The organism is Paenibacillus phytohabitans (assembly GCF_013141775.1).
In the GTDB taxonomy this organism is placed as follows: domain Bacteria; phylum Bacillota; class Bacilli; order Paenibacillales; family Paenibacillaceae; genus Paenibacillus_AQ; species Paenibacillus_AQ phytohabitans.
Window position 1 is genome coordinate 25352 of the sequence record NZ_WHOB01000041.1, and the last position, 15641, is coordinate 40992.

Consider the following 15641-nt stretch of genomic DNA (forward strand, 5'->3'; position numbering starts at 1 on the left):
TGTGTCATTTTAAGGGTCTTAATAATGGCTCTCATTCTCAGTCGAGTCATAATGGTTCTCATTCGGCTCCCATTCTCAGTTGCGCATAATGGTTCTCATTTTGGCTCTCATTCTCAAGTGTGCCTCTTATACAACTACAATCAGGAAGGTGATTTATAATGCAAGCAACCTCGAAACAAATGCCCAAATCCGTCGCGCGTCAAGGAGGCGCTAAGCAGCCGCGGACGCCGGAGCCGCGCCGCTTCGATCCGCTGGCGATGATCTCAAATACCGAAATGCAGGCAGCGCTTGGAAGCGGGCTGATGATGCTCATCGCCTGGGCGGCCAGCGGCTGGTCTGAGACAATATCCGTGATTCTCTATGTGATCTCCTATTCGATAGGCGGCTGGATCAAGGCGAAGGAAGGCGTAGAGACGCTGGTCAAGGAGCGTGACCTGGATGTCAATCTGCTGATGATTGCCGCGGCTCTCGGCGCAGCTTCCATCGGTTACTGGAATGAAGGCGCGATGCTTATCTTCATCTTTGCGCTGAGCGGAGCGCTGGAGAGCTACACAATGGAGCGCAGCAAGAAGGACATTTCCTCGCTGCTGGCGCTCAAACCGGCCACGGCCGTACGCATTGAGCAGGGGGCAATGAATGAGGTGGCGATTGATCTGCTGGCCATCGGAGATCTGCTGCTGGTCCGTCCCGGTGAGCTTATCCCTGCTGACGGTAAGGTATGCCGCGGGGAATCCTCCGTCAATCAGGCGTCCATTACCGGAGAATCGCTTCCCGTGGACAAGGCAGCCGGAAGTGAAGTGTTCGCCGGTACAGTCAATGGCGAAGGCCCGCTATATATTGAAGTTACCAAATCGGCAGAGAATACCCTGTTCGCCAAGATCATCCGGATGGTCGAAGAAGCAGAGAATGAGGTGCCGGATTCTCAGCGTTTCATCAAACGGCTCGAATCCATATATGCCCGTGTTGTAGTAGCGTCAACGGCCCTGTTGATCACTTTGCCGCCGTTTCTGCTGGACTGGAGCTGGAATAATACCTTCTATAAAGCAATGGTATTCCTGGTAGTGGCTTCTCCGTGTGCACTCGTATCCTCCATTATGCCGGCCATGCTGTCGGCCATCTCGAAGAGTGCGCGCAAAGGGATTCTGTTCAAGGGCGGGGTCCACCTGGAAAATATGGCGCGTACCTCCGTAGTTGCTTTTGACAAAACAGGCACATTGACGGAAGGGGTTCCGCAGGTCACGGATTTCATCGCCGGAGAAGGCTACGGACGCGAAGAGCTGCTGGCCGTCAGTGCTTCGATTGAGAAGCTGTCCGGTCATCCGCTGGCGGAAGCCATTGTTGCGCTTGCTGAAGCTGAGCAGGTAGAGTTGCATACCATTGAAGAGAGTAAATCAATTACCGGCTGGGGCATTGAGGGAACCATTAACGGCCAGCTGTGGCGGATCGGCAAGTCTAATCTGCTGGATGATGTGGACGGCGCTGTACCGCAGGAGGGTTCGGAACACTGGAGAGCACTGCGCAGCCGGCTGGAGCAGGAAGGTAAGACCGTGTCGCTGATTCTCGCCGGAGATTCAATCGCCGGAATGATTGCGCTGCAGGATACCGTGCGCGCCCAGGCAGAGACAGCAGTACGTAAGCTGCAGGAGCTGGGCATTAAGGTAGCGATGCTTACCGGCGACCGTGAGGCCACCGCACGGGTGATTGCCGGGAAGACCGGAGTGGACCTGGTATTCGCCGGTCTTTTGCCGGAAGATAAGGTATCGCATATCAAAGCGCTCCGTGAACAATACGGCCATGTAATTATGGTTGGTGACGGTGTTAATGATGCGCCTGCGCTGGCTACAGCAACGGTCGGTGTGGGGATGGGCATGAAAGGCAGCGGAGCTGCGCTGGAGATTGCCGATGTGGTGCTGATGAACGATAATATCGAGGAGATTGCTTCTACGATTGCCCTGGCCCGCCGTACACAGCGGATTGTGAAGCAGAATATGATTTTTGCCGTGACCGTAATCGCCACACTGATGATCAGCAATTTTGTACAGGGGATCGCGCTGCCGTTTGGCGTGGTGGGCCATGAGGGCAGCACTATTCTTGTAATCCTTAACGGGCTGCGTCTGTTGCGCTAAAAAAAGCCGGAAAGGCCGTTTCACCGAACCTGCCAAATATTTAATTGCTTAAAATTGAATTGTTCACAAAATAGGAACGTTTACACCGTGTCTGGCATATTGACATATTCCCTTGAGATGATCATAATAAATACTACATTATAATAATTTTAATTAAGAAATGGCGTCTTTGCCGTCCATCTCAAGGAGGATATAATCATGTACAAATCAATTATTGTAGGTACTGGACCGGCCGGATTGACGGCTGCCATATACTTGGCCCGGGCGAACCTGAACCCGCTCGTTATCGAAGGTCCGCAGCCAGGCGGACAGCTTACAACTACAACAGAGATCGAGAACTTCCCCGGATTCCCGGAAGGTATTCTGGGTCCTGATCTGATGGACAATATGCGCAAGCAGGCTGAGCGTTTCGGAGCACAGTTCGTTACCGGCTGGGTGAACAGTGTAGAGCTGGGCGAACGTCCGTTCAAGCTGAATGTTGAAGGCATGGGTACACTGGTTACAGATACATTGATTATTTCCACCGGTGCTACAGCGAAATATCTCGGGATTCCCGGGGAGCAGGATAATATCGGACGCGGTGTCAGCACCTGCGCAACCTGTGACGGATTCTTCTTCCGCGGCAAAGAAATTGTGGTTGTCGGCGGCGGCGATTCGGCGCTGGAGGAAGCAGGCTTCCTGACAAGATTCGCGTCAAAAGTAACCCTGGTGCACCGCCGTGAAGAGCTGCGTGCCTCCAAGATTATGCAGGACCGTGTACGCGATAATGCCAAAGTTACCTGGGGACTTAACCGTACGCCTGTTGAAGTGATTGCCGGAGACAAAGGTGTGACGGGCTTGAAGGTCATTAACAATGAGACCGGTGAAGAAGAATTTATTGAAGCCAGCGGTGTATTCGTAGCTGTCGGCCATCATCCTAATACTTCTTTCCTGGGCGGACAAATTACTACCGATGCTAACGGCTACATTGTGTCGAATCCCGGAACCTCCGAGACGAATATTCCCGGCGTGTTTGCTTGCGGTGACGTGCAGGATACCCGTTACAGACAAGCGATTACGGCTGCAGGCAGCGGCTGTATGGCGGCGATGGATGCCGAGAAATATATCGAGAGCCTGGAGCACAGCGCGGTTATTCTGTAAGATTCCATTTGGAATAGAAGGCACTCCGGTGCTACAATAGATCACAGATTCTTATACTTACACATTAGGAGGAAATCATACTATGGAGAATGTAATTGTGTACACTTCAACCAATTGTCCGCATTGCCGTCAGGTGAAGAGCTTCCTGAACGATAAAGGGGTAGCCTACGAGGAGCGCAATATCGAGCAGAACGATGATTATGCACAGCAGGTATGGGATATGGGCATGAGAGCTGTTCCTATTACGGTTATCGGTGAGTTCAAAATCGTCGGCATGAACAAAACCAAGTTCGACAAGGCTTTGGCTACGATTTAACATAGCAGACCGGACAGAAAAGAATACATTAGCCGCTTCCCTCCGGAGGCGGTTTTTCGTTGTCCTGAATGAGAGGAGAAGAGGGAATTGTTAATTAGCTTAAAGAATTACTGGGACAGCGATGCGGTGAAGAGCCTGCTAGCAGAATGTATGTGGGCAGATGATAACAGGGTTAATGAAGAGCTGAAGAGATATCTTGCTGCGGAGGGCTGTGAGCTGTTTGGCTGCTTCATTAACGGGGAACTGGCCGGAATCACAGGAATCAGCTGCGCTGCTGCACATGAGGTGGAGATCAGACATCTGGCTGTCCAGAAGAATTGGCGCGGACGCACGATTGGCAGCAACATGATCGCAGAAATTTCCGGTTGGGAGCAGGTAGAGCTGCTGAAGGCAGAAACGGATCAGGATGCGGTAGGCTTTTATAGCAAGGCAGGGTTTGAGATTCACAGTCTGGGAGAAAAATATCCGGGGGTTGAGCGGTTTGAGTGTGTACTGCGCACCAGGGGAACAACGGATATATCAAAAAGCAGTCATTGAATCCAGGCTGCTTTTTGTATTTCCTGCTAAAACAGATACATGAGAAGGATACAAGATATCGCTGTCTTGCAAGCGTGAACCCCGTTTGGAGGCCGCTAGGCTAAGTATGAGTAAACGACATGACAATTTGAAAAACAGCATATACGGCAATGCCGCTGCTAATAAGCATGAATCCGGATTTCTTCCTTGATTGGAACAGGCGCAGGACGCCAAGGCTGATGAGTGGGGCGATAATAAGCAGCAGCAGCAGCACGGTGATGAACATCTTCGCCGAAATATCTGACGTATCAACATAGGTCATGGACGCTCTCTCCATTCAGAAAAAGGGGTATGGTGATAAATGTCACACGTATATCCTTATTATATAGGATTGCTATTCCTTTTAGTGCAGGAAATGCGGCTGCAAATGCGGCAATTTTACGAAAATATAAGAGCTTATATGCTCTACGCTAAAATCATCCTTCTATTTCTCTCTAAAACGGGTGCCCTCCTAAAAAAAGGACGGCACCCGTTTCTACTTGTCAACATGTCTATAGGGTTACCCGGATGTTGCCGAGAAAGTGCATGACTGCAGAAAAGCCTGCGCCAATCAACGTTCCGCGGCTGCCCAGCCTGGAGAAAGTGATCTCAAGCTGCTGCTTGTGGTAAGGAAGCGTACGCTCGGCTACTACCCGGCGCAGCGGCTCGCCCAGCCACGGTTCGGCTTCAGACAGAGCTCCCCCAATGACAATCAGCTCCGGATTGAAGCTGTTGATCAGATTAGTGACTCCGATGCCCAGATATTCCCCGATGGATTCAAAATGGCGCAGGGTATCCGGCTGCCCCTCCAGCGCATACGCCACCAGTTCGGTCGTGGTGCGGGCAGGCAGGGAAAGGCCGGGATTATCATACGTTTTCTCCGAAGCATAGAGCTCCCAGCAGCCCCGGCTGCCGCAGCTGCAGGGCTTGCCTTCCGCCTCAATCGTCATATGCCCGGTCTCCCCGGCGTATCCGCGTGCACCCTTATACAATTCTCCGCCGATGATGATTCCGGACCCGATCCCCGAACCAGCGCTGATATACAGCAGATGGCGCACATCTCGCGCCGCCCCGAAGTTCAGCTCTCCTTGTGCCCCGGCATTGGCTTCATTGTCAATGGTGACCGGAACCGCGAAGGCGCTTTCCAGAATCGACCGCAGATCGACCATTTCCCAGCCAAGGTTGGGTGCAAACAGGACGACTCCGTGTTCATCCACCATTCCCGGCACGCCGACTCCGATGCCGACAATGCCATAGGGCGAAGGAGGTGCCTCGGCAATCAGCTCCGAGATCATCTGCTGCATCTGCCCAAGTACATAAGGGAAGTCGTGGGCCTCCAGCGCACAATCCCGTTCATGTAGAATACCGCCTCCCAGATTGCAGAGCACGGCCTTAAGCTGTTTAACACGCAGCTCGATCCCGATAACGCTTCCGGCCATTTCGTTGAAATGCAGCATAAGCGGCTTGCGTCCCCCGCTGGATTCTCCGGGACCGGCCTCGGTAACCAGCTCCTGCCCGCAGAGCTCGGCGACAAGATTGGAGACCGTGGCCTTATTAAGGCCTGTCATCTCGGACACCTTGGCCCGGGAGACAGGGGACTGCATACGGATCGTATGTAAAATAATCGATTTGTTGATTTTTTTGACCAGCGCCTGATCACCGGTAACTTTCAAGAAGCACACTTCCTTTTTTGAAATATAAGACTATCCGGCCTGCTGAGTACGGCACATAACAATGAGGAAGGCACTCAATCAGGGCGGTGCTTATAGGTTTCGGTTTTCCCGCATACGTAATGCAATAAGCCATGAAGCAGCGCTTACGCGGAGAAGGTATGCCATTTAGTCTAGAATGAAGAGCGGCAAAAAGCAACTAGATTAACGTCCGGGTGAGGCGGGGAAATTACAGTTATACGCATAGGCTGCACTGCCGGAGGGTACTTTATGTTCAGCATCATCAGGTGAAAATCAAGGGAGAAGAGAGAGGCAGCTCTGCCCGGCACAGAATAAAAAACAGGTAAAATAAAAGTTCTCAAAAACTTTGTTTAACCAATATACAAAGTCCAAAAGATGTGTTAAGATGTTGCTGTAAACGCTTGCGGGCGAAGCAAAATATCGAGGAGGATTTTACAAATGGCTTATTTTGAAACAGTGAGCAAGATCTCTTACGAGGGAAGCCGTTCCACTAACCCTTACGCATTCAAATTCTACAACCCTACAGAAATCGTTGCCGGCAAAACTATGGAAGAGCACCTGAAATTTGCAATGGCATATTGGCATACATTAACAGCTGGCGGTTCCGATCCGTTCGGCGCTGAAACTGCAGTCCGCGCTTGGGATAAGCTCAGCACACTGGACAAGGCGAAAGCCCGTGCAGAAGCAGCATTCGAATTCATGGAGAAGATGGATCTGCAGTACTACTGCTTCCATGATGTGGACATCGCTCCTGAAGGCGCGTCCCTGCGTGAATTCTACAGCAACATCGATACAATCGTAGATATCCTTGAACAAGGCATGAAGGCTTCCGGCAAAAAATTGCTGTGGAACACAGCTAACATGTTCACCAACCCGCGCTACATGCACGGTGCAGGCTCCACTTGCAACGCTGATGTGTTCGCACACGCTGCTGCACAAGTGAAGAAAGGTCTGGAAGTTGGTAAACGTCTGGGCGCTGACAACTATGTATTCTGGGGCGGCCGTGAAGGTTACGAAACGCTGCTGAACACCAATATGAGCCTTGAGCAGGACAACATTGCCCGCCTGTTCAGCATGGCTGTTGATTATGCTAAGGAAATCGGCTTCGATGGCCAGTTCCTGATCGAGCCTAAACCGAAAGAGCCTACCAAACACCAGTATGACTTCGATGCAGCAACCTGTATCGCATTCCTGCAGAAGTACAACCTGGATAAGCACTTCAAGCTGAACCTTGAAGCTAACCATGCTACACTGGCCGGCCATACGTTCGAGCATGAGCTGCACGTAGCCCGTATCAACGGCATGCTGGGATCGCTTGATGCGAACCAGGGCGATCCATTGCTCGGCTGGGATACCGATGAATTCCCTGCAAGCATCTACGATTCTACCCTTACTCTGTATGAAGTACTGAAGAACGATGGTCTGGGCAAAGGCGGAATCAACTTTGACTCCAAAGTACGCCGTCCGTCCTTCGAGCCTGAGGATCTGTTCCTGGCACACATCTCCGGTATGGACGTATACGCTAAGGGTCTGAAGGTAGCTGCTAAGCTGCTGGAAGACGGCGTATTTGAGAACTTCATTGCTGATCGTTACAGCAGCTTCAATGAAGGTATCGGCGCGGACATCGTATCCGGCAAAGCGACACTTGCTTCGCTTGCTGACTATGCACTGAACAACGAAAACCCGCGTCCGAACAAGTCCGGACGCCAGGAACTGCTGAGAGCTACACTTAACCAGTACATCCTGACAGTAGAGTAAGACTTCACCGGATTTGCGGCAGCTGCCGCAGATTCATCAGAGGATAAACGCAACGGGGGTTGCTGAAGAGAGCATTCTTCGGCAGCCCCTTTTTATTGGTGGAGAATAGATGTGTAAGGCGGAGAATGGCTGATGCACAGGCTTCAGTAATAGGGTTAATGCTTCATATAATTAAGCAGATGCTTACAAAGCGGGTTTTACTTGAAGTGAATTCAGGAAGCAGAAGCTCGCAAAACTTAAGATTATGCTTACGAGGCGAGTTATATTGCGGAGATGTTCCAATAGAAGTAATGCTTCATATAACTAAGCAGATGCTTACGAAGCGAGTTTTGCTTGAAGTGAATTCAGGAAGCAGAAGCTCGCAAAACTTAAGATTATGCTTACGAGGCAAGTTATATTGCGGAGATGTTCCAATAGAAGTAATGCTTCATATAACTTTTAGGAGGATAACTATGAAATATGTAATCGGTGTCGATCTCGGAACCAGCGCAGTGAAGACTGTATTGGTAGATCCCCAGGGCAAAGTTGCGTTCGAGCACTCTGAGGCTTATCCGCTCAGCAGACCCCAGCCGAACTGGAGTGAGCAGAATCCGGAGGATTGGGTTAAAGGAACAATCGTCAGCCTGAAGCGGCTGATGGAGGTATCCGGTGTAGATTCTTCGCAAGTGGACGGAATCAGCTTCTCCGGTCAAATGCACGGACTGGTGCTCGTTGACGGCGAAGGTAAGGCTCTGCGTCCGGCGATCCTGTGGAACGATACACGCACAACAGCCCAGTGCCGCAAGATTGAGAAGACGCTTGGCGGCAAGCTGATCGAAATTGCCAGAAACCGCGCGCTGGAAGGCTTCACGCTTCCGAAGATTCTATGGGTTCAAGAGAACGAGCCGGAGGTAATGTCGCAGGCTGAGCTGTTCCTGCTGCCGAAGGATTATGTGCGTTACCGCCTGACCGGTGACTATGCTATGGATTATTCAGACGCAGCCGGAACCCTGCTGCTCGACGTAGGCTCCAAGGAGTGGAGCCCGGAGATTGCCGAAGCCTTCGGTCTGCCGCTCTCTATCTGCCCTAGACTTGTGGAATCCTTCGAGCAGACCGGAACCCTGCTTCCGGAGATTGCCGAAGCTTCCGGATTGCTGCCTTCCACCAAGGTGTTCGCCGGTGGTGCAGACAATGCGTGCGGCGCACTCGGTGCCGGAATTCTGGGTGAAGGCCGGACGATGTGCAGTATCGGGACTTCCGGAGTCGTGTTGTCTTATGAGAGCAACAAGGATCTTAACCTTGAAGGCAAAGTCCATTTCTTCAACCATAGTGAGAAGGATGCCTTCTATATCATGGGCGTTACACTGGCGGCGGGCCACAGTCTGACCTGGTTCAAGGAGACTTTTGCCGCTGAGAAGAGCTTCGACGAATTGCTCCAGGGCGTAAAAGAAATCCCGGCCGGAAGCAGCGGCCTCTTGTTCACACCGTATATCAGCGGAGAACGTACACCGCATCCGGATGCGAACATCCGCGGCAGCTTCATCGGAATGGATTCCGGCCATACACTGTCCCACTTTACACGCGCTGTGCTGGAAGGCATCACCTTCTCGCTGCGTGAATCGATTGAGATTGTACGTGAATCCGGCAAAGAGATCACCGAGGTGGTGGCGATCGGCGGCGGCGCCAAGAATGAAGCCTGGCTGCAGATGCAGGCCGATATCTTCGGCGCTTCGATCATCAAGCTGGAGAGTGAGCAAGGTCCGGCGATGGGCGCGGCGATGCTCGCTGCTTACGGTGCCGGCTGGTTTGAATCGCTGGGAGCGTGCGCGGAAGCCTTCATCCGTCCGGCTGAAACCTACACTCCTAATGCAGAGCAGGCTGCAATCTACGACGGAATCTTCGCCTTGTATCAGGAAGTTTACGGCCAGACCCGCGAGCTGAATGAGAAGCTGGCTTTGTATCGTAAATAATTTAGTGTAAAATATAAACAATCATATAAAGAGTTAAATAACCACCTGTATAATTTTGAGTATTAAAAGACAATAAGAAGATGAGAGTGACGGAGTGGATTTTGAAACTGTAGGAGCGGTAGCGTCCGCCTGAAAGCTTTCCGCAGGAAAGCTCGCTCCGGAAGCATCATCAGTCTGCGGATTTCAACCGCGAACAGCGGTACAAATCAAGAAATCTGCAGACGGGCAGCGGCCGGAAGTTCAAAATCCACGCAGTTACGGCCGCAGTCTCCATTGAAATTATCTCTAGTTCAATCAATACAGTCGTATATCCAGCACTTAATGTCTGCCATTCCTCACAGGGTGGCAGCTGTTTTCTTTTTAAATGAGGGGGTGAACCCATATTGATCAAAGTACTGATTGTAGATGATGAGCCCAAGCTAAGAGAAGGGATGCGGACGCTGATCCCCTGGGAAGAAGAGGGATACACCGTAGTGGCAACAGCGGCGAACGGATACGAAGCATTGGACAAGTTCCATGCGCTCGCGCCCGGCCTTGTGATTGCTGATATCCGCATGCCCGGGATGGACGGTCTGGAACTGATCTCCGAGCTCCGCAAAGAGAGCCCTAACTGCCATGTGCTGATTCTTAGCGGCTATGCCGACTTTGAATATGCCAAACGGGCGATTGCCTACCATATCGACGGTTATTTGCTTAAGCCGGTCGATGAGGAGGAATTGATCACCTATCTGCAGGAGCTGCGTGAGAAGATAAGCCTGGAAGAACGGATGATCGAATGGCAGTCCGGGGAGCCGGCGAAGACCGCCGAAGTGCTGCTGCGCGAGCTGCTGCAGCCGAAGGAAGGCGGAGAGGCTTCCGCAGAGGCTGCGGCTCAGCTGGGTCTTGAAGGATGCAGCTGCGAAGTGATCTTGCTGGAATTGAAAGGGCTTAACAAAGGGGAGGACAGCCGTGAGGAACAGGTGAAGAGCCTGATGGAGCGGCATTGGCTGGAGGAGGAAGAGCGCGGCTTATTCTTCACGCTTCCCCCGTATATGGGGATTCTTTTGAAGGAACCGCTTGCAAATGACAGTGCCCGGGAGTCGCTATGGCAGGAGCTGCATTATATTACAGCGAAGGAAGGACTGGAGTTTCAGGCCGCAGCAGGCGGTGCAGCGGGCAGCCCGGAAGAGGCGTTCCTGTCGTTCGCCACAGCACGTGCCCGGCTGGACGATGCTTTTTTCGGGCAGAAGGACACGCTGCTCAGCGGGAAGCCGGATAACTGGAATGAACCCGTGAAGAGGACCGGGGAATTCGAGGAGGAGCCGGACCCGGAGCGGGATGTGGAGGTACAGCTGCTGCTTGCGGTTGAGGCCGGAAGCGGTGAGGTGGCCCGCGGGCTTATAGGGCAAATCGTCCGCCAGCTGGTTCATGCCCGGCGCGAAGAAACTTATATCAAGGATAACCTGATGCGGATTGTCAGCAGTACCATTGCCCGCCTGGAGGCAGCGAATCCGGACATCCGTCCACTGATTGCCGGTCAAGCCTCGCCTATGGGTGAAATGTACAGCAGTGCTAACCTGCATGATGTGGAGCAGCTGGTATCAGCTTATATGGAGCAAATTTCCGGGCTGATCGGCAGCGGCGGGCGCGGAGATGAAATCAAGCGGATCACGGACCTGATCCAGCGCCGCTATAATGAGAATTTGAAGCTGGGCTCGCTTTCCGAAATTTTCAACTATAATAGCGCGTATTTGGGCAAAATGTTCAAGAATCAGGTGGGAGAACACTTCAACACGTATCTGGATAAAGTCAGAATTGAGAAAGCCAAGCAGTTCCTGACCCAAGGCATGAAGGTCTATGAGGTTGCAGAGCGGGTCGGGTATATGAACTCCGATTATTTTAATGCAAAGTTCCGCAAATATGTCGGAGTATCCCCGTCGGCCTACCGCAAAGAGAATTAATATCCCGGCTGCCGGGCAGGCCCGCGAGCAGCATGGGCGGTTAGAACTGTGAACTTGCCGAACGTTCAGCGTGAGGCTTATGATATACAGGCTGTTCCCTATCTGCAGAGGATAAGGGGAGCAGCCTGTTTTCCATTGAACGGAAGGGGGAAGTGTTATTAAGAAGCTGGTGCGAATGATCAATAATATGAAGCTGAAATATAAGCTGATTTTTTTCTACATTATTGTCGTCATGATACCTGTGCTGATTGTTGGTATTATTCTTACAAACTATTTTCGTGAGGGAGCCTTGAACAGAGCGATTGATCAGGCCACCAACAACGTGGAGAAGATCAAAAGCCAATTGTCCAGCAAGCTGCGTGTTCCGACGGATATTTCTAATCTGCTCTATTTTGACGAGGATCTTGAGCGGCTGGTCACTACGCATTACCCGGATGCATTGGCGCTTACAAAGGCTTATTTGAATTACACGGATATCCGTGTATATGTTCTGCGGTACCGGGAAATTTCTAATATCCGCTTTTTCATTGATAATCCGAGCCTGGTTGATGATATGTCGATTGCACCATTGACTCCGGAGCTGGAGTCGAGAGACTGGTACAAGAAGGCCATGCAGACCGGAGAGATTTACTGGATGTATATTCCCGACAAGGAGAAATATTTCAACAGCCCCAGAGGGACGATCAACAAGCTCAGCCTGATCCGTCAGGTGTACTACCGGGAATCCGGCAAATCCGGAATACTGATGGTGCAGGTTTCTCAGGATGAACTGAATCAGATGCTCTATCAGGAGCCGTTCGATACGTTAATCATCGATGAGCAGGGTTATATTGTATCGGCCAATGATCCGCAGCTTGTAGGCAGCACAGTGGATGATTTTGACATTGGCGTTGATGTGCAATTGCAGTCCAAGGGTGTGCTCAAAACCAGGGTGAAGGACAAGGATTCTTACGTCATTATTGATGAAATGTCTCCTGAGCTGAGCAGCAGCAAGCTGAAGATCATCTCTATATTTGAAACGAAAAGCATTCTGAGCGATGCCAATAATGTCAGCAAGCTGGGCCTCCTGATCGTTATTGGTGTGCTGCTGGTTGCCCTTGTGTTTGTATACACCATCTCCCTGCTGACCACCAACCGTCTGCTGCGCCTGAGCCGCCAGCTGAATCAGGTAGCCCTTGGCAATCTGAATATCGTCTCCCGGATTGACGGGACGGATGAGATCGGCCAGCTGTCGCGGCAATTCAATTACATGGTGGCAAGTATTAACCGGCTGATCACCCAGGTGATTGAGAGCAATGAGAAGAACAGTGCACTGGAGATCGCCCAGCGGGAGATCAAATTAAAAATGATGGCGAGCCAGATCCATCCGCATTTCCTGTTCAACGCACTGGAATCGATCCGCATGAATGCGCATCTTAAGGGCGAGAAGGAGCTTGCGAACATCGTCAGACTACTCGGTAAGCTTATGCGCAAGAACCTCGAAGTAGGCCGCGAACGGGCGCCGATCAAGGAAGAAGTAGAGATGATCCGCTCTTATCTGGAGATCCAGAAGTTCCGGTATGAGGACAGGCTGGAGTATGAGATTAAATTTGACCCTAGAGCAGCTGAAATCATGATCCCGCCGCTCATTATCCAGCCGCTTGTAGAGAATTCCGTAGTCCACGGGCTGGAGAACAAGCAAGGTACCGTTCATGTCAATGTCAGTATAACACTGGATGAGAACCAGGAGGTTCAGGTGCTTGTGACAGATGACGGCATCGGCATGAAGGAGGAAAGGCTGTCCGAGATCGTGGATGTGATTAGCAAAGTGGAGGAAGAGGAACGGGGACGGATCGGCCTGCGCAATGTGCATCAGAGACTGACTCTATATTACGGAGAGGAGCATGGTCTGAGAATTACAAGCCGATCAGGTGAAGGTACTGAGATAGCGTTTTCTATTCCCGTTGAAAGCGAGTTCAAGTCTTAAGCAGCGCGGCCTGGGAGAATCTCTAATTTAGACAGGATTTTACGTGAAATCTGTTGGGTATTCTCTCCCGGGGTGCTGCGGTAAGATAAGACTATAAAAACGAAGGGGGAATAATGATCGTGAAAGCGCTCACTGAAAACGGTGTTACAGCAAATGAAAGCGTAACCCCCCGCCCACCTGCGAAACGGAATAGTGGATTTTGGAAAAGCGTACTGCAGCAAAAGTACTTATATCTGATGTCTCTTCCATTCGTGATCTGGGTATTTATTTTCAGCTATGTACCCATATGGGGATGGTTGATGGCATTCCAAAATTATAAGCCGGCTAAGACATTCGGCGAACAGAAGTGGGTTGGACTGGATAACTTCAAGGAGTTGTTCCATGACGAACGTTTCTATCTCGTATTAAGAAATACCCTGTCCATGAGCATCCTCGGGCTGATCTTTGGTTTCGTGGTTCCCATTACGTTTGCTATCATGCTCAATGAGCTGCGGGGGAGTATTTTCAAGAGAACGGTTCAAACCGTATCTTATCTGCCTCACTTTGTCTCCTGGGTCGTTGTAGGCGGGATTGTCTACAAGACACTCGCGATCGACGGAGGAATCGTGAACGATTTGCTGATGTGGTTACATATCACTGATGAGCCAATCCAATTCATGGCCCAAGGTAAATATTTCTGGGGAATTTTGACTGCATCCGATATATGGAAAGAAACAGGCTGGGGTGCAATCATCTATTTGGCAGCGATTACAGGGATCGATAAAGAGCTGTACGAAGCCGCAAAAGTGGATGGTGCAGGAAGAATTAAGCAGGCATTCAATATTACCTTGCCGGGTATCCGTTCAACCGTTATGGTGCTGCTCATTATGAATATCGGCCATCTGATCGGTATCGGCTTCGAGAAACAGTTCCAGCTGCAGAACAACCTGGTCACCGATTATTCGGAAGTGCTGGATTTGTATGCGCTTAAGTATGGTATTCAGATCATGCGGTTCTCTTATGGTACTGCAATAAGTATGTTCACCTCCGTAGTCAGTGTAATCCTGCTGTTCGCGGCTAACGGTCTGATGAAGAAATTCACTAAAGAAAGCATTATGTAAGGAGGGGACCATAAATGGGTGGCAAAGCATTTCAAATGACAAAAGGTGAGCGTGCATTCGACATCTTTCTGTACACTGCTCTTACATTAATCATGATTGTGACGTTGTATCCCTTCCTGAACGTACTGGCGATTTCTTTCAATGAATCTACAGATACCGTTCGGGGCGGCATCTATATCTTCCCGAGAGCCTGGACGCTTGAGAATTACCAGCGGATCTTCAGCTATACCGGCCTGATTCAGGGCTTCAAGATATCTATTCTGCGTACCCTTTCAGGTACACTTCTGGGTCTGATCAGTGCTTCCATGCTGGCCTTTACGCTCAGCCGTCCGGAATTCAGAGCGAGAAAATTCATCTCGACTTTCCTGGCCCTGACAATGTATTTCTCCGGCGGTATGGTACCTATGTACATTCTGATGAAAGATTTGAATCTGATCGGAACGTTCTGGATTTACATCCTTCCGGGTATGGTATCCGCATTTAACGTCTTCATTATCCGTTCCTTTATGGACGGGCTGCCATTTGCTCTTCAGGAATCCGCCAAGCTGGACGGTGCGAATGACTTTATGATTTTCTATAAGATCATCCTTCCGCTCTGTAAACCGGTACTGGCAACCATCGCGCTGTTCCTGGCCGTTGGCCAATGGAATGAATGGTTCACAACGTATCTGTATAACGGTAACAAGCCGCATTTGACTACATTGCAGTATGAGCTGATGAAGGTATTGTCGTCTACCAATCAGGGCAGCGGCATGGTGAATGCGAACGATATGGCGCGGCAGATGGCGCAGATTTCACCTGAATCGATCAAGATGGCGATTACGATTGTCGTAACTGTACCTATTCTGGTTGTATATCCGTTCCTGCAAAAGTACTTCGTAGGCGGTATGACGCTGGGTGCAGTTAAAGCGTAAGCCTGGCAATAGATTGAAATGGAACAGCTGCCTGGTTCAGTGCAGGATCAGGCGGCTATCCAATCTCAGGGTTATTGTTAAATAGTGGAATTTATATTTATAGTAGTTTTGCAAGCGTTCACAATGGTATATTCAGGTCAATCCTGATATGCATAGATGAAACATACTAATTTACAAGGGGGATAT

At 50.7% G+C, this 15641-nt stretch carries 12 protein-coding genes; 10 read left to right on the forward strand and 2 right to left on the reverse strand.

Annotated features, from left to right (window positions below; translation table 11 throughout):
• Window positions 1–158 precede the first annotated feature (158 nt).
• The 4 genes from GC101_RS15090 to GC101_RS15105 all read left to right on the forward strand — a co-directional run bounded on the left by GC101_RS15090 (window position 159) and on the right by GC101_RS15105 (window position 4119).
• Entirely contained in the window at window positions 159–2126 is a 1968-nt protein-coding gene (locus GC101_RS15090) for a heavy metal translocating P-type ATPase (RefSeq protein ID WP_171717907.1), read from the forward strand.
• A 198-nt stretch (window positions 2127–2324) separates the two neighbouring features.
• Window positions 2325–3266 (forward strand): thioredoxin-disulfide reductase, encoded by a 942-nt coding sequence (trxB, locus tag GC101_RS15095; protein WP_042217706.1) that lies wholly within the window; start codon window positions 2325–2327, stop codon window positions 3264–3266.
• Window positions 3267–3348: 82 nt separating this feature from the next.
• Window positions 3349–3582, forward strand: a complete 234-nt coding sequence (locus GC101_RS15100) for a glutaredoxin family protein (protein WP_039308604.1) — start codon at window positions 3349–3351, stop codon at window positions 3580–3582.
• 87 nt (window positions 3583–3669) lie between these two features.
• Window positions 3670–4119, forward strand: a complete 450-nt coding sequence (locus tag GC101_RS15105) for a GNAT family N-acetyltransferase (RefSeq protein ID WP_171717908.1) — start codon at window positions 3670–3672, stop codon at window positions 4117–4119.
• 100 nt (window positions 4120–4219) lie between these two features.
• Here GC101_RS15105 and GC101_RS15110 read toward each other — a convergent pair whose 3' ends face one another.
• Window positions 4220–4420 carry a hypothetical protein gene (locus GC101_RS15110; protein WP_039308602.1) on the reverse strand — a complete coding sequence of 67 codons (201 nt, stop codon included), beginning with the start codon at window positions 4418–4420 and terminating at the stop codon, window positions 4220–4222.
• Window positions 4421–4649: 229 nt separating this feature from the next.
• Window positions 4650–5810 (reverse strand): ROK family transcriptional regulator, encoded by a 1161-nt coding sequence (locus GC101_RS15115; protein WP_171717909.1) that lies wholly within the window; start codon window positions 5808–5810, stop codon window positions 4650–4652.
• Between the two features lie 456 nt (window positions 5811–6266).
• Here GC101_RS15115 and xylA point away from each other — a divergent pair, with 456 nt between their 5' ends.
• The 6 genes from xylA to GC101_RS15145 all read left to right on the forward strand — a co-directional run bounded on the left by xylA (window position 6267) and on the right by GC101_RS15145 (window position 15455).
• Window positions 6267–7586, forward strand: a complete 1320-nt coding sequence (gene xylA, locus GC101_RS15120; RefSeq protein WP_171717910.1) for a xylose isomerase — start codon at window positions 6267–6269, stop codon at window positions 7584–7586.
• 452 nt (window positions 7587–8038) lie between these two features.
• Complete coding sequence (xylB, locus tag GC101_RS15125; RefSeq protein ID WP_171717911.1) at window positions 8039–9535, forward strand: xylulokinase; 1497 nt, start codon at window positions 8039–8041, stop codon at window positions 9533–9535.
• Window positions 9536–9918: 383 nt separating this feature from the next.
• A complete protein-coding gene (locus GC101_RS15130) occupies window positions 9919–11475 on the forward strand; it encodes a response regulator transcription factor (RefSeq protein ID WP_171717912.1) in 1557 nt (518 codons plus the stop codon).
• A 175-nt stretch (window positions 11476–11650) separates the two neighbouring features.
• A complete protein-coding gene (locus tag GC101_RS15135) occupies window positions 11651–13441 on the forward strand; it encodes a sensor histidine kinase (protein WP_171717913.1) in 1791 nt (596 codons plus the stop codon).
• A gap of 113 nt (window positions 13442–13554) precedes the next feature.
• Complete coding sequence (locus GC101_RS15140; protein WP_171717914.1) at window positions 13555–14541, forward strand: ABC transporter permease; 987 nt, start codon at window positions 13555–13557, stop codon at window positions 14539–14541.
• A gap of 14 nt (window positions 14542–14555) precedes the next feature.
• Window positions 14556–15455 carry a carbohydrate ABC transporter permease gene (locus GC101_RS15145; protein WP_042140026.1) on the forward strand — a complete coding sequence of 300 codons (900 nt, stop codon included), beginning with the start codon at window positions 14556–14558 and terminating at the stop codon, window positions 15453–15455.
• Window positions 15456–15641 lie beyond the last annotated feature (186 nt).

Excerpts from the sequence above, each read along its gene's own strand:
- GC101_RS15090 (WP_171717907.1), top strand. The coding sequence starts at position 159 with ATGCAAGCAACCTCGAAACAAATGCCCAAATCCGTCGCGCGTCAAGGA.
- trxB (WP_042217706.1), top strand. The coding sequence starts at position 2,325 with ATGTACAAATCAATTATTGTAGGTACTGGACCGGCCGGATTGACGGCT.
- GC101_RS15100 (WP_039308604.1), top strand. The coding sequence starts at position 3,349 with ATGGAGAATGTAATTGTGTACACTTCAACCAATTGTCCGCATTGCCGT.
- GC101_RS15110 (WP_039308602.1), bottom strand. The coding sequence starts at position 4,420 with ATGACCTATGTTGATACGTCAGATATTTCGGCGAAGATGTTCATCACC.
- xylA (WP_171717910.1), top strand. The coding sequence starts at position 6,267 with ATGGCTTATTTTGAAACAGTGAGCAAGATCTCTTACGAGGGAAGCCGT.
- xylB (WP_171717911.1), top strand. The coding sequence starts at position 8,039 with ATGAAATATGTAATCGGTGTCGATCTCGGAACCAGCGCAGTGAAGACT.
- GC101_RS15135 (WP_171717913.1), top strand. The coding sequence starts at position 11,651 with ATGATCAATAATATGAAGCTGAAATATAAGCTGATTTTTTTCTACATT.
- GC101_RS15140 (WP_171717914.1), top strand. The coding sequence starts at position 13,555 with ATGATCGTGAAAGCGCTCACTGAAAACGGTGTTACAGCAAATGAAAGC.
- GC101_RS15145 (WP_042140026.1), top strand. The coding sequence starts at position 14,556 with ATGGGTGGCAAAGCATTTCAAATGACAAAAGGTGAGCGTGCATTCGAC.